This is a genomic window from Slackia isoflavoniconvertens (genome assembly GCF_003725955.1).
GTDB lineage: Bacteria > Actinomycetota > Coriobacteriia > Coriobacteriales > Eggerthellaceae > Slackia > Slackia isoflavoniconvertens.
Map to the genome: position 1 here is coordinate 16,767 of NZ_QIBZ01000008.1, position 17,595 is coordinate 34,361.

Genomic DNA, 17,595 nt, shown 5'->3' on the forward strand with positions numbered 1-17,595 from the left:
GCCGAAGATTGACCGCTCGAAAATCGGGCTTGCAAGACGCAACCAGACGCCCCAATCGAAGAAGCCCCGCCCAAACGTCGCCCACACGAAACCAGCCACTGCCCATTTGCCTCGCGCGCTTATTCAATCGGCCCCATGAGGAACATATTGTGCGTCGACTGGAACAGCAGCTTGCCCGTCGCCGCCTCGCGCGTGGTCACGCGAATCACAGCGGTCGAGCGGCCCTTGTGCAAAGGCTCGGTCGTCACGTCGACCTTGCAGCACGGCACCGCTTTGAAGAAATTGATGCTCGCGGAATTGCACACGTTGTTCACACCGAATGAATACGTCGCGAACCCGCAGCCGATTTCTCCAATGAAATAGCCCGTGCCGCCATGGATACCGCCGCGATAATTGCCCAAGCTTTCGGGAATGTCCATCGTGAAGTGCACATACCCAGGCTCGCTTACCTCGACAATCTCAATATTCTCTCGGAACTCGGGCGCTTCAGGAACGTTGCACCACATCTTCTCGATCAGTTTCTCGTCAACCATTCCGATTCCCCTTCCGCATGCAAAAAATATTGTTCGCACCAACAACGTCAGCTGCCTTCATCGGCGTCATTTTCGTGCAACCGTCACATTGCATCAATAAACAACTTCCGTTATCTGTGGAAAGAAGTCGAGCGCAGGCCAGTCCGCCTTCTTCCGCCTAGGCCTTGCGCACTAAATAGCAGCAATGGATTTTGGCATTGCGCTCGAAATCGTGCGGAATGGTCTGCGGCGTAATATCCTCAATTGCCACGCCCGCCTCGGCAAGCGCTTCAACATCAGGCTTGAAATTGCGCAGGTTGCAGCTGAACACCGCTACGCCGTCGCGCTCGAGCAAGCGCACCACATTCGTCAGCAGCTTCACGTGATCGCGCTGTACACTCCAGGTGTTTTTGCCCATGGCCTTCGAATTCGAAAACGTAGGCGGGTCCACGAAAATCAAATCGAAGCGGCGCCACCCGCGCGCCTCACGTTCAATCCACTGCAACACATCGGCGCGCACGAAGCCGTGCTCGGGGCCATCGCAGCCGTTCAATTCCATATTGCGATGTGCCCACGACAAATAGGTCTGCGATAAATCGACCGTAAGCGTCGATTTTGCGCCGCCCACCGCCGCATGAACCGTGCAGGTACCCGTGTACGAGAACAGGTTCAAAAACGACTTGCCCTCGGCCATGCTTCCGACCATTTCGCGCGTCACGCGGTGATCGAGGAAAATGCCCGTATCCAAATATGAACCAAGATCGCACTCGAACACGTTGCCCGATTCCTGCGTATAGAGCACATGCCCCTCTTTTTGCTGGTCGGTATATTGCCCGCCGCCTTTTTCGCGACGGCGTGTCTTCAAGAACACGCGCTCGCGAGGAATGCCGAGCGTTGCCGAAGCGATTTCCACCGCATCGTTCAGACGGGCGGCAGCTTTGGCTGCATCAATCGATTTCGGCGCCTGATACTCGGCTATGACCAGGCAACTCTCGCCTTCGCTTTTCCATACGCCATCATATCGGTCGATAGCCACGGCGAAATCGGGCAGGTCGGCATCGTAAACGCGATAGCACGAAATGTCGTTGTCGCGCGCCCACTTGCGGCGGTCTTTCGCCACTTTGCGAAGACGCGCCGCGAACTGATCGGCGCCCTTGTCGCGACACAGCACCTCGACTTTGCGCCCGCCGTCGATGTTGCCCACTATGAGGGGATACTGCGCAGGCAACGGTTCGAAAGCGGGCTCCGTGGCCGCCAGCTCAACATCGCCGCGAGCGCCGCGGGACGCGCCATCGCCACGGGACCCCCGATCGTTATGGGGTCGGCCATTGCCACGAAATCCCCGTTCACCGCGGGGCCTCCCATTGCCACGGGACGCGCCATCGCCACGCGAAGCACCGCGACCACTTGGCCCGCTTTTGCGCGAATCTCGCCCCCGGAAATCGCCTCGTGCGCTCGAGCGACGCGCTTCTTGGCCGCCTTGGCCATCACGCGCACCACGTTTATCGTGCGATGGGTTTTGAAACTGCTCGTTTTGCGCCACTTACGCACCCGCCTTCACGCCGAATTCGAACGGCGGCTGAGCCACCATCTCGAGCACCAACTGACAACGAATAGAAAGCGGATCGCGATTCTCGCGCAGAAACGCCGGCACCTCAGCGCGCGGAAGAAGGAATGACTCGATAAATTCGGTCGACTCGCTGCGCGGCTCGGCCACACGTTCTACCTCGGCAAATACCATGGCGATGCTCTCGTCGCCCATGCCAAGCGACGAAAAACCAGGCTGCACGCATGCACGCGCGCTCACCGGCTGACCGCACTCGTCGCGCACCAAATCGAAGCCGGTTTCTTCGCGCAGCTCGCGGGCCGCGCATTCCACGATGTCCTCGCCAGGCTCGCGCAAACCAGCGGGAAACGCCACGCACATGCGATTCATGGGGAAACGGAATTCGCGAATGAGCAGGAACTCATCGTTCGCCGTATGGCCCACAATGCACACCGCATCAACCTGGGGCGCAACGGTTCCCAGCGTCTCGATTTCGCTGCGATATTCCTCAAGGCCCTTGCGCGAAACCACGTCATATTTCAGCTCGCGCCCATTCGGCAAGCGATACGTCAGAATATATTTCTTAATCCAGCCATCGCTCACCTGCTCGATGCCGAGCAATTCGGGCAATCCGGCCGCCTCATCGAAGCTTGCCGTGCACACGTCTTCTTCCATAATCGCTCCTTCGAATGCCACTTGGTCGGCAGCGTTTACTGCAGCGTTTTTTAATCTGCACCATTGTATAGCGACGACGCGCGCAAAACAGAAGAGGACGGCAACGCCGCCGCGAAAATGGCTATCGCGCCCCATAGCAGACCCCTTTCCGCAAACGCAAAAGCTCCTATCGTATGCTCGCCGCGAGAGTTTCGCGAAAGAATCAAACCCCTTTCGACGAGCGCGGGAAAAGTCCAATTCGCTGGAATCAGCATGCCGCACGAACGTAAAACCCACGCAAAGCGCAGGTCAAAAATGAAATTCAACTTTTGAAGGCTACTTTGCAAAACGTGAAGATGCTGCTAAAGTGCCATGGACGTTTTTTCACATTTCCAAGAGCAGCTCCATGCGGGTGTACGATGGCGACCCCTTTTACCGAAAGCCTGGAGATGACTCACCCATGCGAGAACGCATCAAATTCCACAGCAAGCGACTTACGCTTTTCTTCATTCAGCTGGCCTTCCTTGCCGGCGTTTGCTACATCGGCGAAGCGGTTTCAGTCCATTTGCCCGTCGAGGTTCCTGCGAACATCTGCAGCATGGGTATTCTGCTCTCGCTGCTTATCTCAGGCATGATCGACGAGAGCAAAATCGAACTCGTATCAAGCTTCCTGCTGAAATACATGCCCGTGTTCTTCATTCCCGCAGGCGTCACGATTCTGCGATGCCTCCCCATGATCGGCGACCGCATCGGCTGGTTCGCACTCGTGTGCATCATCACCACCGTGCTCGTGTTCCTCTCCACGGCGCTCACGGTAATTCTTGTTGGACGCTTGCAGAGATACATTGCAGGCAAACGTGCCGGCAAAGACGTCCACCTGCGTGGCGTGTTCACAACCGAGACCGAAGGAGAATAGCCATGGATTTCGCATCAATTCTTGAAGCAGGCGGAAGCCTGGCGCTGAGCATTGGCGTGTTCGCGTTCGCCGTGTGGCTTAACCGCAAAACGAATTCCCCACTCCTCAACCCCCTGCTCGTCACGGTGGCCATCATCATGATCGGCCTTACCGTGTTCAACATCCCCCTCGATTCGTACGAAAAGGGAGCAACGCTCATTTCGTCCATGCTCGGCCCCGCCACTGCTGTGTTGGCGTTCTCCATTTACCAACAACGCAAGATTCTACAGAGCAATTTCCTGCCGATTTTCATAGGATGCTTGGTAGGATCCACCGTTTCCATGGTGAGCGCATACGGACTGTGCGAGCTGTTCGGCCTGGGCGACCAAGTGGCGCTTTCCACACTGCCGAAATCGACCACCGCCCCCATCGCGCTTGCCGTGACCGGAGAGCTGGGCGGAACGGCGTCTATCACCATGGCGGCCGTCATGACCACGGGCGTTATGGGCGCCATCTTCTCGCCCATGCTGGCCAATTTGTTCCACATCAAGAACAAAGTAGCCCAGGGCGTGGCCATTGGCACGTGCAGCCACGCAGTAGGCACGGCGAAGGCCCTGGAAATGGGCAAACTCGAAGGAGCCATGAGCGGCGTGGCCATTGCGGTATCGGGCCTGCTCACCTGCTTTATTGTTATTGCGGCTACGTCCATTATGTAAGGAGCGAACTTGGGCAGCATTCCCACCCTTGACTTCATTGGGGCGAACACGCCAGCGGCAGCAGACCAACTTGTGGAAGAAACTGCCATAGAAACAGCGCACGGCATCGTGTGGCCGAGCGCTCCACAGTGCGTCCATGGCGCGATTTTCGATCTGGACGGAACCCTGCTCGATTCCATGCCTTGGTGGGACGACTTGGGCGAGCGTTATCTTCGTTCACTCGGCAAAACGCCCGAACCCAACATTCGCTACCACTTCAAGCGCCTTACCATGGAGGGATCGGCGCATTACATGAAGGAAACTTACGGCCTGGAGCAGTCGATTGAAGAAATATGCACGGGCGTAATGAGCGGCATTGAGTTCGCCTACCGAGATTGCATCCAATGCAAGCCAGGCGTCATCGATATGCTTGAGGCGATGCGCGCAGCGGGCGTTGCCATGTGCGTCGCAACCGCCACGCGTCGCGACTGCGCACTTGCAGCCCTCGAAAGGCTCGACATTCTTAGATATTTCTCGGCGCTGTTCACCTGCACTGAAGTGGGCGCAAGCAAAACCGAGCCCGACATTTTCGAGCTGGCGCTTTCGCACCTTAGCACCCCGCGCGAAACCACGTTTGTGTTCGAAGATTCGCTGCACGCCATCGAAACGGCGCATGCGGCTGCCTTCCCCGTGATGCTCATCGACGAACCGGCCAGCGCGAGCGACGCCGAAGCATGCCAAGCCCTCGCCGACGTGCGCCTGAAAAACTTCACAGCCTTCTCAACGCTCTAGTTCTCGGAAGCGGCACGCGTCGCACCTCGCAACCTATTAAATACTCGTAGCGTTTAACAGGCACGGAAAAGAAATGAGGGGAGCGAGCCCGGTGCTCACTCCCCTCCTTCGATGAAACGGCGAATGCGTTCCGATTAGATTTCGCCCGCTTCGGCAGCCTTCAAGGCCTGCGTCAGCTGATCGGCGCAGCTCGTAGTGCGACGACCGCAGGTGTTGCCCTCAAGAACAGAAACGACCCAGTCGACAGGCTTGCCCTCGATGAGCTTTGAGATAGCCTTCAGATTGCCGTCGCAGCCGCCGACGAAGCTCACGTTGTGCACATTGCCGTCGACGATGTCGAAATTGATTTGGCGCGAGCACGTGCCGCGCGTATTGAATGTATGCATGCCATTCCCCCTTGGAACTTCTCGTGATACCCGCACAGCTTACCATGATGAACTCTCATAGGCAGGCTATAATCAATCGCACTGAATACTTGCAGAATTCCTAAGGAGGTGACCATGCCACAACCCGCCCGCGCCCTTACCGGTGCCGCATGCGCGCTCGTGTTGAGCACCACCATGTTCACCCCCGCGGCCTTCGCCGACGACGCCGAAGGCGATGACGCCACAACTTCCCGCAACGCCATCTCCGCCGCCGCCGACTCTATACGCGGAGAGCTTGGCCCCGCACTTTCAACGTACGACCAGGCGAAAAAAACCCTCGAAGCCCTCGAAGCGACCGATATCGCCACTGCCCGCGTTCAGGGCCTGCAAGATATGATGTATGACGGCACCGAAAAGCGACCCACGGTCACCCTGCGCATTGACTCGGTCAAAGACGGCAAGAAAACCGAGACGTCACTTCGCGAGGGCGTCGATTTCAACGTGCGATTCGATGGCGACCTGGTCGATCCCGGCACCGTGCACGTAACCATCACCGGCGCAGGCGACTATACGGGCACCGTGGAAACGGGTTTCGTGATTCTTCCGGCCGACTTGGCGAACGCAACCATCGACATGATTCCCGACCATGTACGCACAAGCTACCCCATTGAGCCCGACCCCGTCGTGAAGCTCGACGGGCGTACCCTTGTAAAGGGCGTCGATTACGAAGTGTCTTATTCCGAAAACGTGAACGAAGGCACAGCGACGCTCATGGTGAAGGGCATCGGCAATTGCGCTGGCGACACGCACGCGACATTTCAGATTATCGCGAATCCCAAGGAAGGAAAAATCGGTTATCGGGCCGTGTTCCCTTACGTAGCTGCTGCTGCGCTGGCCTGCTTCGCCGCGTTTGTCGTGCTGGCGGGCGCCCTTATCCATAAACGCCGCAAAACAAAGCGGTTGCAAGCAAAATAAGCTACGAAGGACGCGCGCCCGCGCCAAACCGCGTCGCAGATACAAAAGCTCCGCGCCAGCATTAAGCCGCGCCCCAACGCTAAACCTGCATTTCGTCATGCGCTCCATCGAGCTGCATCTCGAACGCAAAAAGCCCGGAATGAATCTTCATCCCGGGCTTTTTAAGCCTTATTCAACGAGAAGGCTGCGTTTATTCGAACAAAACCTGATTGTCTTCGTCGTCTTCCACCGCGAATGCGTTCCATGCCCCCGAATCGGCGAAGGCGAGGAAATCATCCGTAGGAATGTCCATGCGCAGGCCTTCTTCGTCGAACGTGCCATTGAAACGCTCTTCGAATTTCGCCCTCACTGGACCGTTCACGGGGCGCGAGAACCATACCCACGACGCCACCGGACCGCCCGCGTCGTTGAAGTCGGCGCCAAAGCCAGCGTCGACCGGCGTGCCGTCTTTACGTTGAATCATATATTCGTCAATCGCGAAACAGCCATCGAACTGCATGCGCGAAGCAATGCCCTCAATGGAGCTATCGACGGTGTTGCCCTTTTCGAAGAACGTGATTTTCACCGTGCCCTCCGCGGGTTCGACGGCAGCAGCGTCACCCTTGTCCATGAATTGCGCGGCCATCATTTCCGCGAGAGCTTTTTCGGAATCACTCAGCATGCTTCCTCCATTCCAAAACGCCGCCCCATCAGCGACGCATAACGACATGTCCTTAATATAGTCGAAGGTCGCAGCACGTGCACCAAATGCGCCCTTCCAATCGCAAAGCGAGACGAATTCGCCTTTATCCATAGGCTCGCCCTATTTATCACGCGCGAATAGGCCCACAACGACAACTGCGACGAAACAGGGGGCTTTCTTTTCGTCGCTGCGCTTTTCGCGACTTTTCAGCGAGCGAAAGCCGAGCGCACTACAATGGGCTCATTCACGAAAGGACCCATGGGCCTAGAAAATTCATTGCGAAGGAGTTATGCGATGTTTTGCGTTTATTGCGGCACAAAACTCCCCGATGAAGCACGATTCTGCTTCATGTGCGGAAAGAAAGCCGAACCCGCCGACAATGCAGAAAATATCGTTGCCGCCAACAGCGGAAGCATCGACGAAGAAGGATTCGGCATCGAAATTCAAGAGGCCCCCACAACCAGCTCCAGCGAGAAAAACCCCGACACACCAGAGCTTGCCATTGAAGACGGCCTCATCGAAGATGCCCACGACGCGTTCGCGACGACCAACGAAAGCGGCCCAGACGAAACACCAGCGGAAAACCAATCCAGCAAGCAAGCACACGGCATATCGGAATCCGCCGACGAAGACGATCACGACGAGGCTGAAGAAGCTCAGGACTCGAACTCGGCCGAGCTCGACGCCCCGAACAGCTCGTCGAACGAGACAACCGTGATTCCCCTTGCCACATCGTCCAGCAAGACGACCGTGATTCCCCTTGCCGCACCGTCGGACAAAACGACGATACTCCCCGGATTCGGCGCCGAAAAAGCAGCCCTCGAGCAGGAAAAATCTGACGAAATCGCCGCGCTTGCAGCTCTCTATCCCGATGCCAACCCCGCTCAATTCTGCGACCCCACGCCTTTTGAGGCGAAAAGCCCCGACATTACCGAGTTCATCGCCCCCGCACCCATTAATGGCACCAAGCCCGCCTCTGCGGAGTCGGTCCATTACGCCGAAGGCCAAAAAAAGAAGAGCGCTGGCAAACGCGCCCTTCTTATCGCCTTCGTTGCAATCATCGCAGTGCTTGCAGCGGCCGCCGCATTCGGCATGTCATTCGACGTTTTACCTGATTAACGTTAGAACATCTCACGTTTATTGAATACGTACAGCTGCTCGAATTCCGACTGGCTCTTCGTAAGGTAAATGATGCCCTCGATAACGCCAATGAGCCATACCACGCCCGCCGCAATGCCGATCGTGAGCAGGCTGCCCAAAATAGTCACGCCCAACATAATGAAACCCGTGGTGTGATAGCCCAGATAAAACTTATGCACACCAAACACGCCCAAGAAAATCGCAAGCAGGCCTGCGGCAACATGGTCTTTCGTATGCACGAGCGGCTGCTGGTAGGGAACCTGATAGGCACCTTGGCTCGACGCATAATAGCCATTGCTTTGCGAATAGTACGCTGCTTGGCCCGGCTGCTGAGCATAAGGTTGCTGAGCGGCATAACCAGGCTGCGCATAGGATTGCTGCGGCTGGCCGGCAGGCTGCTGCGACGCCGCACCTTGCTGCCCATAGGGAGCGCCATTGAAGACAGGAGGCGCCGGCTTGGGAGGCTGCGACGTGGGCATGAAATCGGCAACGGCAGCCGCGACATAGGCAGGGTCGACCGGTTTGCCGTCGTCATCAACGACCTTCTCAATCGGCGGGGTGTTCGGGAAAGCCTCGAAAGTCTCTGGCGCGGCAGCCGACACGTTGGGGGCGGGGGCGGGAACCGCTTCGACCGCGGAGGCGTTGGTTTCGGCAACGAAAGACCCCGTCATACCCGAATCGGCAGCGGGCGCCTCGGATGAAATCGCGGGTTCGACGACCTCAGCAACCCCAGCAACCTCAGCCGAAGCAGCCAAAGCAGAAGAATCGCCCTCGGCAGGCGCGCCCGCGCTCGTGGCCGCGGAAAGCTCCTCGAGGCGCTTGTTCATTTCTTCGATTTGGTGCTTGAGCGCCTCAATTTCAGCAGCATGCGCAGCCGACGAATTCTTCGCCTCTTCAGCCATAACCTCTCTCCTTTTTCAAAACGGCGTATCGCGCATATTCGCGATGCCCGCAATATGTGCTGGGGGCATACTATAACGAAAAAGGGCGACGGCCTTAAGCCGCCGCCCACCTGTTAAACGAGCGTTATGTTTTCGTAAGTTGCATACGCCGCGCGAGCGATGCGGATTCTACTTCTCGGGAACTTTCGTCATAAGAACGAAACCGATGATGAACAGCACGGCAATGCTGAGCACGCCGATAGAAGAATTGCCCGTAATCTGGGTAAACACGCTCACGAGCAGCGTGCCAAGCACCGTTGCGTACTTACCGAAAATATCGAAGAAACCGTAGTACTCGTTGGCATGTTCCTTCGGAATGAGCTTGCCAAACTCGCTGCGCGAAAGGGCCTGAATGCCACCCTGGAACAAACCGACGCACACGGCAAGCACCCAGAACTCCGTGGCGGAGCGCAGGAAAAACGCCGCGAACAACGTGATGCAGAAATACGCGAAAATCGCGATGAGCAGCATGCGCTTCGTGCCGAATTTGCCCGCCAGGCGGCCATACGCGATAGCCGAGGGGAACGCCACGAACTGCGTGACCAACAGCGCAAGCACGAGCTGGGTGGAGCCGATGCCCAGATCGGTGCCGTAACTCGTCGACATCGTGATAATGGTATGCACGCCATCGATATAGAAGAAGAACGCGAGCATGAACATGAACACGCGCTTGTCGGCGAAAATGCGCTTCGCCGTGGCCCACAAGCCCACGAGCGCGTCGCGGAACATGTGCTCGGTGCGCTCCTTGTAATGCGTCTGGTGCACGTTCTTCAGCACGGGCACGCTGAAAACGACCCACCACGCAGCGGTAATCACAAAGGAAATGCGAATGGCGTCGAGCTGGCCGAGGCCGAAGTTCTCGCCGAATAACACAAGCACGAGGCAAATGATGAAGGGCACGCACGAACCAATGTAGCCCCATGCATAGCCTTGCGAAGATACCTCGTCGTAGCGGTCTTCGGAATCGGTCGCGTCAATAAGGAACGCATCGTAGAACACGAGCGACGCGTTAAGCATGATGGTCGCTACCACGTACATCACTAAGAACACCATCGCATTGCCGGGAATGCCCATGCATGCGAGCAGCACGGCGCCCGTGCCAATGGAGCCCACGAGCAAGCGTTTCTTGTTGCCCTTCAAGTCGGCGATACTGCCCAAAAAAGGCATGAGCAACGCGAGCAAAAGCGACGCCACCGTGGTTGCATAGCCCCAGGCCACCACAACAGAGCTGCCGGGGTCGGCAATCGCCGAGAAGTAAATGGGGATAAGGGTCGACGCCAGCAGCACGAATGCCGAGTTGCCAACGTCGTAGACAATCCAGCTCTTCTCGCGCTTCGTCAATTTTATTGCGGACATGCGTGCTTCCTTTTTTTCGTGGGAGGGACGCCCAAAATAACAACTTGCGTAAAGTTCTGGGCGCTGCGGAAAAAACGCTCAAACGATTGTATATCATGGGGTCTACACTGGGACGCGCGCATTGGCGGCTTAACGTCAATTCGCCGTAAAACGCCCCGCGCCATACTTCCGAAAGGGAGGCATCATGCCTGCAATTCTTACCCACGATTTCTTCGGCCAAGACGTCTATGCCGCGCATTCGCACGTCATCGGCAAATCGATTGACGAAAAAGATGCGTTCTTGCTGGGCAACCAAGGCCCCGACCCGCTGTTCTACCTTGTTCTTTCACCGAGTATGAAGCAATTCTTCGGACTGGGCAGTGCCATGCACCACGACGCCCCCAGCAAACTCATCGCCGCGCTGAAGGAAAGCCTGCAAGTGCTCGAGGAACACGAATTGCCCGTGGGTCGCGCCTATGCGCTGGGCTTTCTGTGCCACTATTCGCTCGACCGAGCCATGCATCCGCTCGTGTATTGCCAGCAATACGCCATTTGCGACGCAGGCATCGACGGACTCAACCGCAGCCAGGAAAACGAAGTCCATGCTGAAATCGAACGAGAATACGACGAAATGGTGCTGTTCAGCAAGCTGGGGCGCACCATTCGCTCCTACCGCCCCTTCGAAGAAGCGCTCCACGCGAGCGAGCACACTCTGCAAACCATTGGGAAAATGTACGCCTTCGTCGCGATGAAGGCGTACCGTACATTCCCGCCCGTCGACCTGTTCGTTTCCGCCGTGCACGATTTCCGCCGAATGCAGCGCTTGTTCTACTCGCCGAACGGAACCATGCAAAGCGCGCTCAACGTCATTGAAACGCGCGTCCTGAACAGGCAATTCTCGTTCTATAAATCCATGTCGCACCGCGACAATGCCACACGCGTGAGCGACTTCGACAATCGCATGCGCCACCCCTGGGAAAACCCGTATACCCACGAAGTGAGCACGCAAAGCTTCTGGGATATTTTCGACGGCACGAAAGCCATCGCCTTCAGCGCAATCGAAGCCTTCGATAAAGACGATTTCGACGAAACCGCAGCACGCGCACTCACGGGAAGCCTCAATTTCTCGGGCCAGCCGGTGGAAGAATAAAACGACGGAACAGAAAGGCCGCCCTATCGGGCGGCCTTGTTCGTTATTCAGCAGGCTTAAAGGTATCGCGATCGGGCGCGAAGCTCTGCATGGCCCTGATGGTGCGGTCAAACAGCTCGTCCAGCTCCCAACCGAGCATCTCGGCGCCCGAACGAATCACATCGCGATTCACGCCGGCAGCAAAGCGCTTGTCCTTGAACTTCTTCTTCAGCGATTTCACCTCGAAGTCCATCACGCTCTTGCTGGGACGCATAATGACCGCCGCGCCAATGAGGCCCGTAAGCTCCTCGGTCGCGAACAGAATCTTCTCCATCTGCAGCTCCGGCTTGGGCAAGTCGGGATTGAAGTCGCTCGTGTGGCTCTGAATCGCGCGAATGAGCTCGGGCGACCCCCCGGCAGCTTCGATGAGCGGTGTGGCATACAGCGTGTGCATCTCGGGTTCGTCATCATGCTCTTCCCAGTCGAGATCGTGCAGAAGACCCACGATGCCCCAAAACTCCTCATTCTCGGGATCGAATTCACGTGCGAAATACCGCATGGTCGCCTCAACCGTTTCGCCGTGTTCAATGTGGAACGCGTCTTTGTTGTGCTCCTGCAGCAAATCGAATGCCGCTTCTCGCGTTATGCCAGCATCGAGTTTCGCCATGGTGTTGCCTCCTTATTCCTGCGCGCCGCGCGGGCGGCGCAAAACGAATTCGCCCTTGAGCAAAATGGCACCCGCAGCGTTTCTATCGCTCACCAAAGAGCGACCCCTAACGAAACGATGCAGGTGCCATTTTTGCCCCTCACCCGGGGATGAGGGCAGGCAAATCTTCAATTAAGCCGAATTATAGGCAAAAAGTCCAGGTGGTGCTAGCGCTTGGCACGATAAAGGTTCGCCGTTTGCGCGCCAGACTCGGCATGGCACTCCTCAACTTCGACAAGGCCAAGCTTGCGCAAGCGGAAAATCGCCCTGTCGACGGTTTGCACGCTACAGCCTGCCTGCTTAGCGAGTTCCTTTTTCGAGCAACGCACGCCGTCGGACAGCGTCGTTTCCGCCGAAATGTAACCTAGAATTCTTTTTTGGGCGGAGCTCAAGCGAACTCCCTGGGATTCGGTTTCGCCACGCAACGAAGCCGACCTCCCTTCATCGTCTAGTATTTCCCCTATGTCGCGCCTCGCCGAAGCATGCGACGACACAGACCTTATTACATGCAAACAGTTTTCCAATAGTATGAGCGGTTCCGAATAAACCCCCGCATTGAAACAATACTGTTTACCTGCTAAAAGAGCGCCGAAAAGCCATTAACGACTGACGAACGATCGCAACCCCTTATGCAATAACGAACGCCAGAAACGCCCTTTCAACTGAACGGTTATACTAAACAGCTTCCGAATAATTGTCCATATCATTTCGCCGAAAGACGCAGTTCGACGAAAATTCGACTAAAGCGCAATCCCGAATACTCCAACAATAAATCCGAACACCACGCCGCATGCGACCAAGCCCGCGGCAATAAGGAAATTCTCATGCATGGGACGGTTCGCGCGGAACAAAACAAGCAGGCCAACGCCCGCGCTTACCAACAATCCAGCGAGCATGGCTCCTGTGGAAAGGGCGCCCTCTAAATACAGCTCGGTAAGAACAACTGACGCGGCGCAATTGGGAATAAGGCCCACAATTGCCGAAACCACTACGGAAAGGTTCGAATTCGCAGAAATGAACGAGGCAAGCGCGTCTTCCCCAACGCCGTCGATAACGATTTCAAGCGCAAGCGAAACCAGAAATATGAACAACGTGACCTGCAACGTATGCACTAAAGAGCTCTTCGCGATAGCACCGAAGCCGTGGGCATGGCCATGCGAGCTATTGTGGGCATGGACGTGGTCGCGGCTGTGGTCATGCCCGCGATCGTAGTCGTGGGCGTGATCGCGCTCGTGTCGCTCGTCGGAAGCGCACGCAAGCTCGGCCCCACGTTCTTCCTCGTTCGAATACTCGGCACCCCAATCGTCAATGCGGCTAGCGGCGCTTTCCTCATGCTTTTGGCATACATCGAAAAGCGCGGACGGCGCATCGCTTTCATCGTCGCAGCCGCAGTGGTCGCGCTCGCACAAATCGCGGATACGCATCGCTTCTACAGCATGGTGGCGAAGCCGCAGCACCACGTCAATGGCAAAGCCGGCAATAAGGCCGCAAAGGGCCTTAATCGCGAGAACCTCAGCAATGAACCCCGCTGGGGCTTGCGCGGCAATCATGATGGGCAGCATTTCATCGCTCGTAGAAAGAAATACGGCAAAGAGCGTGCCCAGGGTAATAACGCGCGCGGAATACAGCGTCGCGGCAGCGGCGGAAAAGCCGCACTGCGGCACCACGCCCAGAAGCGCGCCTATAACGGGACCTGCGGTGCCAGCGCGACGAACGGCGACGATGCTTTTCGAGCTCGCGTAGTGTTCGAGCGCTTCCATGGCGAGATAGGTCACGAAAAGGAACGGCACGAGCTTCAAGGTGTCGATGAATGCATGCTCGAAAGCATGCGGGAGTATTTCAGCAAAAGTTTCCATAGCGGAACATTCTAGGGCTGAATGTTAAAAACCGCCTGATAACGTCATCAACTCACACGACGAACATGTGTATTTTTGCTCATATGAGTAGAGATTTGAAGATGGAGGAATAGGGGTGCCACGAAAGCGACCTGCGCTTTATCCCTTCCATCGACGAGGATGACCCTTGCGCGAACGAATGCGCTTCGCCTCTTCATTGCGCTTCTTGGCCTCACGAACCTCGCCGCGCAAACGAAGATAGCTGTCATATCGCTCCTTGGGAAGCTCACCCGACTTCACAGCAGCGCGCACCGCACATCCAGGCTCCGCTTCATGTCGGCAATCGCGGAATCGGCACTGTTCGGCGAGCTGCTCCACATCAACGAATGCAGCCTCGATGCCCGCATCGGAATCCCACAAGGCAAGACCGCGCACGCCCGGCATATCGACAACGCTGCCAGCACCAGGAATCGCGATCATTTCGCGAGAAACCGTCGTGTGGCGACCCTTGCCATCGCCCTCGCGAACGGCGCCCGTTGCCTGCACATCGCTTCCAACCAGCAGGTTCACCAAGCTCGATTTGCCGACGCCGCTTTTTCCCAGCAGCACGGCGACGCGACCTTCCGGAATCAGGGCGCGCACCCCCTCAACGCTTTGGAGGTCTTCGGCAGAAACTACCAAAACAGGCGTGCCATGGGCGATTTTCTCAACCAAATCGCGCGCCTGAGCAAGCTCGACTTCGGTTTCCGCCAAATCAGCCTTGGTAAGCACGACAGCAACGCTCGCACCGCTCTCATGGGCCAAAACGAGCTCGCGCTCAAGCCGGCGCACATTGATGCCCACCAAAGGCTCAGCCACGATAACCGTATCGAAATTCGCCGCAAGCACCTGCTGCTCCATGCGCTCGGTCGGATCTTTGCGCACGAAAGCGCGTTTGCGGTCATGCACACGTTCGATGATGCCTTTATCGTGGCCATCGGGCGCAGACACGTCGACGATATCGCCCGTTGTCGCGCGCACGTCGGCGCCCTTCACCAAAGCCGTTGCGTGCTCACAGCGAAGCTCACGCCCGTCGTTCAAGCGGACGAGCGGGTAGCCGCGGTCAAGTTTGATCACAGTTCCTTGCATAAGCATTAATTAACGCGACCTTTCCCGCATGCGCCAAAACACGAGCGCCAAAACGATGCCCACAGCCAAAGCAACGACGCCAGGCGCGAAATCTTCGACATTGAAGACGTCTTTATGTTCATAGCCGGCCGAAACCACATTTACCACCTGAGCATGCACGTCACTTTCGCCTTCATGCTGAGAACATGTTAGATTGAACATGCCCCGAACGCGCAAAGTGGTTCCCGTCGTACCGTATGTCCCATAGGTGTCGATCTTGCGCAAATCGCTGCGACGCACGAATACAGTAACGGTCGAGTCCGTATCAGAGTCGCGCAGCACGATCCACGCATGGTCGGCGTCGCCCGTCACGGCAATGGCTTCACCCACCACTTCGCCCGTCACCTGCACGGTTTGCTTGTCGTAGTACGAATCGGCGCCAGCCAAATCGGCGATGGACGCATCATAGAGAAATGAGTTGTCGGAGGTTTGCCCGTCATCAATCGAATTATCGGGATTGTCGACGGGTTTGGGCGCCTCCCCATTGTCGCTTTCGCCCTTTGCGGCATCGGCGTCGGCGGCAGCGGCATCGACGCGCGCCTTGGACACATCCTTTTTGTCGGTCGTAGCAGTTGAATCGGAATTCGACACCGATCCGGCCGAGCTGCCATCGCCATCGACGGCAAACGCAACGCCTGCGGGCACCAGGGCCACAGCGGCAGCAAGAACCGCAGCCAAAGCAGTTCGCGATAGCTTGTTTGCGCTAACGTGCACGAACCCTCCTTTTCGGGCGAATGGATGCGATAATGGAAACCAGCAGTGCGATGAGCGTTACGTATTCAAGACGGCCGGCCCACATATCGACGATATAGAGCACCTTCAACGGGTCGGGCATGCCAGGCTGAGTGATGCCGCACGACATGCCGATGTTCGACACCATAGATACCGATTCGAACATAGAAGGCGCGGCGGCATAGCCGAACGTGACCGTAACGATGGTCGTAATGAGAAATGCCACGCCATACAGCAGCAACACCACGAGGTTTGCGCGAACCAAATCGTGGGAAAGGGGACGGCGGCCAACGTGGTAGTACATAACCACCTGTCGCGCCGAAGCTGGGGCGAGCAAATCTTTGATATAGGCGACCAATTCCTTGACTAGAACACCGATGCGCAGCACCTTGATACCACCCGTGGTCGATCCGGCCGAGCCGCCAACTGCCATGCAGAAGATGATGATGAGCAGAGCGCCGCTCGAAATCACCGTGGTCATTTGGTTCACGCTAATGGTTTGGAAGCCCGTCGAAGAGAATGCCGACACAACGGTGAATACGGCCCGTCGCAAAAGCGTCGGCAGGTCGTCGTAGACCTTCGCCGTACACAGCGTCGCCACGAACGCAACCAGAATCACACTCAGCCACACGAAAAGCGTGCGAATCTCAATATCGCGGAAGAAATGCTCGATATGTCCCTTCCATACCTCGATATGCAGAGTGAAGTTAATGGAGCCCAAAAGAATAAGCACCATAATGACGATCTCGAGCGGCGCGCAATGGTAATAGATAATGCCCGTCGACATCGAAGTCATGCCGCCCGTATTGAACGAAGCAACGGCAAGCCAAAGACCGTTGAAGAACGCGCGCACGGGCGCCATGCCGATGAAGAGGCACGCTGCCGTGGTCAGAATCGTGCCAATGACGATGGTCGCCATCGAGAATCGCACGATGAAGCGAGCCGTTTGCATAATGTTGGGAATAACGTGCTCGCTGCGGCCCTCAGAGGAATACAAAGACGAATCGACCGCACGCCCGAACAAGCCCAGCGACAAAGCGATAACGACAACGCCTTGACCGCCGATGCATTGCATGGTGAAGCGCCACGTATTATCGGCAATCGACATATGGTCGATATCTTGCACCAACGAACAGCCCGTCGTGGTCCACGCGCTCATTCCCTCGAACACCGCATCGAGCATGCTGCCATAATGGCCCGACATATATAAAGGGATGGACCCCAAAAGAGCCAACGCAAGCCATGCAAAGCCCGTAACGGCCAAAGCCTGCTTCGGCGTAAGTTTGCCAGGACTGGGGAGAATAAGGCGCAAAAGCGAACCGACGATGATCGCGACGCCTATGCCGAATAGATAATGCGACGCCGGCTGCCACTCACCAAGCACAACGGCCACAACAAACGGGACGCATTCAGCAGCAGCAAGAAACATCATGAGCACGCCCAAATAGTGCGCGATCACGCGGAAGTCATAGAATGAGAATTTCTGCCACATAG

The 17,595-nt window shown here is 56.8% G+C and carries 19 protein-coding genes; 6 read left to right on the plus strand and 13 right to left on the minus strand.

Annotation, left to right across the window (positions count from 1 at the left end; all coding sequences use genetic code 11):
- Positions 1–119: 119 nt before the first annotated feature.
- From DMP05_RS05475 to DMP05_RS05485, 3 genes are all read right to left on the minus strand, one after another.
- Entirely contained in the window at positions 120–533 is a 414-nt protein-coding gene (locus DMP05_RS05475) for a PaaI family thioesterase (RefSeq protein WP_114615333.1), read from the minus strand.
- 157 nt (positions 534–690) lie between these two features.
- On the minus strand, positions 691–1,716 hold the full coding sequence (locus tag DMP05_RS05480) for a class I SAM-dependent methyltransferase (RefSeq protein ID WP_244595062.1): 1,026 nt from the start codon (positions 1,714–1,716) through the stop codon (positions 691–693).
- Between the two features lie 339 nt (positions 1,717–2,055).
- On the minus strand, positions 2,056–2,733 hold the full coding sequence (locus DMP05_RS05485; RefSeq protein ID WP_123219577.1) for an NUDIX hydrolase: 678 nt from the start codon (positions 2,731–2,733) through the stop codon (positions 2,056–2,058).
- Positions 2,734–3,172: 439 nt separating this feature from the next.
- Between DMP05_RS05485 and DMP05_RS05490 the strand changes: the two genes are divergently transcribed.
- Genes DMP05_RS05490 through DMP05_RS05500 form a run of 3 tightly spaced genes read left to right on the plus strand, consistent with a single transcriptional unit; the run spans position 3,173 to position 5,094 of the window.
- A complete protein-coding gene (locus tag DMP05_RS05490; protein ID WP_161957481.1) occupies positions 3,173–3,628 on the plus strand; it encodes a CidA/LrgA family protein in 456 nt (151 codons plus the stop codon).
- A 2-nt stretch (positions 3,629–3,630) separates the two neighbouring features.
- The gene (locus tag DMP05_RS05495) at positions 3,631–4,323 is read left to right on the plus strand and encodes an LrgB family protein (protein WP_123219523.1); all 693 of its coding nucleotides are present in this window, start codon (positions 3,631–3,633) and stop codon (positions 4,321–4,323) included.
- Positions 4,324–4,332: 9 nt separating this feature from the next.
- Positions 4,333–5,094: an HAD family hydrolase gene (locus DMP05_RS05500; protein ID WP_244595063.1), complete on the plus strand. Its 762-nt coding sequence runs from the start codon at positions 4,333–4,335 to the stop codon at positions 5,092–5,094.
- Positions 5,095–5,228: 134 nt separating this feature from the next.
- On the opposite strand, the gene DMP05_RS05505 is transcribed toward DMP05_RS05500, so the two are convergent.
- Positions 5,229–5,480, minus strand: coding sequence for a TIGR03905 family TSCPD domain-containing protein (locus DMP05_RS05505; protein WP_114615330.1), 252 nt, complete (start codon positions 5,478–5,480; stop codon positions 5,229–5,231).
- A 114-nt stretch (positions 5,481–5,594) separates the two neighbouring features.
- Here DMP05_RS05505 and DMP05_RS05510 point away from each other — a divergent pair, with 114 nt between their 5' ends.
- Positions 5,595–6,434 (plus strand): hypothetical protein, encoded by an 840-nt coding sequence (locus tag DMP05_RS05510; protein ID WP_123219524.1) that lies wholly within the window; start codon positions 5,595–5,597, stop codon positions 6,432–6,434.
- Between the two features lie 190 nt (positions 6,435–6,624).
- Here the strand turns inward: DMP05_RS05510 and DMP05_RS05515 are convergent, their stop codons facing one another.
- Positions 6,625–7,227: a hypothetical protein gene (locus tag DMP05_RS05515; RefSeq protein WP_123219525.1), complete on the minus strand. Its 603-nt coding sequence runs from the start codon at positions 7,225–7,227 to the stop codon at positions 6,625–6,627.
- Positions 7,228–7,410: 183 nt separating this feature from the next.
- On the opposite strand from DMP05_RS05515, the gene DMP05_RS05520 reads away from it, so the two are divergent.
- The gene (locus tag DMP05_RS05520) at positions 7,411–8,235 is read left to right on the plus strand and encodes a zinc ribbon domain-containing protein (protein WP_161957482.1); all 825 of its coding nucleotides are present in this window, start codon (positions 7,411–7,413) and stop codon (positions 8,233–8,235) included.
- 2 nt (positions 8,236–8,237) lie between these two features.
- Here DMP05_RS05520 and DMP05_RS05525 read toward each other — a convergent pair whose 3' ends face one another.
- On the minus strand, positions 8,238–9,158 hold the full coding sequence (locus DMP05_RS05525; protein WP_123219527.1) for a TM2 domain-containing protein: 921 nt from the start codon (positions 9,156–9,158) through the stop codon (positions 8,238–8,240).
- Positions 9,159–9,326: 168 nt separating this feature from the next.
- Entirely contained in the window at positions 9,327–10,553 is a 1,227-nt protein-coding gene (locus DMP05_RS05530) for an MFS transporter (RefSeq protein ID WP_123219528.1), read from the minus strand.
- A 184-nt stretch (positions 10,554–10,737) separates the two neighbouring features.
- On the opposite strand from DMP05_RS05530, the gene DMP05_RS05535 reads away from it, so the two are divergent.
- The gene (locus DMP05_RS05535) at positions 10,738–11,682 is read left to right on the plus strand and encodes a peptidase (protein WP_123219529.1); all 945 of its coding nucleotides are present in this window, start codon (positions 10,738–10,740) and stop codon (positions 11,680–11,682) included.
- 43 nt (positions 11,683–11,725) lie between these two features.
- On the opposite strand, the gene DMP05_RS05540 is transcribed toward DMP05_RS05535, so the two are convergent.
- From DMP05_RS05540 to DMP05_RS05565, 6 genes are all read right to left on the minus strand, one after another.
- Positions 11,726–12,328, minus strand: a complete 603-nt coding sequence (locus DMP05_RS05540; protein ID WP_123219530.1) for an HD family phosphohydrolase — start codon at positions 12,326–12,328, stop codon at positions 11,726–11,728.
- Between the two features lie 206 nt (positions 12,329–12,534).
- Entirely contained in the window at positions 12,535–12,792 is a 258-nt protein-coding gene (locus DMP05_RS05545) for a helix-turn-helix domain-containing protein (RefSeq protein WP_114615323.1), read from the minus strand.
- Between the two features lie 315 nt (positions 12,793–13,107).
- Positions 13,108–14,223: a putative manganese transporter gene (locus tag DMP05_RS05550; protein WP_123219531.1), complete on the minus strand. Its 1,116-nt coding sequence runs from the start codon at positions 14,221–14,223 to the stop codon at positions 13,108–13,110.
- Between the two features lie 138 nt (positions 14,224–14,361).
- Positions 14,362–15,318, minus strand: a complete 957-nt coding sequence (gene rsgA, locus DMP05_RS05555) for a ribosome small subunit-dependent GTPase A (protein ID WP_244595064.1) — start codon at positions 15,316–15,318, stop codon at positions 14,362–14,364.
- Between the two features lie 21 nt (positions 15,319–15,339).
- Positions 15,340–16,083 carry a hypothetical protein gene (locus tag DMP05_RS05560; RefSeq protein ID WP_123219532.1) on the minus strand — a complete coding sequence of 248 codons (744 nt, stop codon included), beginning with the start codon at positions 16,081–16,083 and terminating at the stop codon, positions 15,340–15,342.
- Entirely contained in the window at positions 16,073–17,593 is a 1,521-nt protein-coding gene (locus DMP05_RS05565) for a TrkH family potassium uptake protein (RefSeq protein WP_123219533.1), read from the minus strand. Before DMP05_RS05565 ends, DMP05_RS05560 begins: the two co-directional genes overlap by 11 nt.
- Between the last annotated feature and the right edge of the window lie 2 nt (positions 17,594–17,595).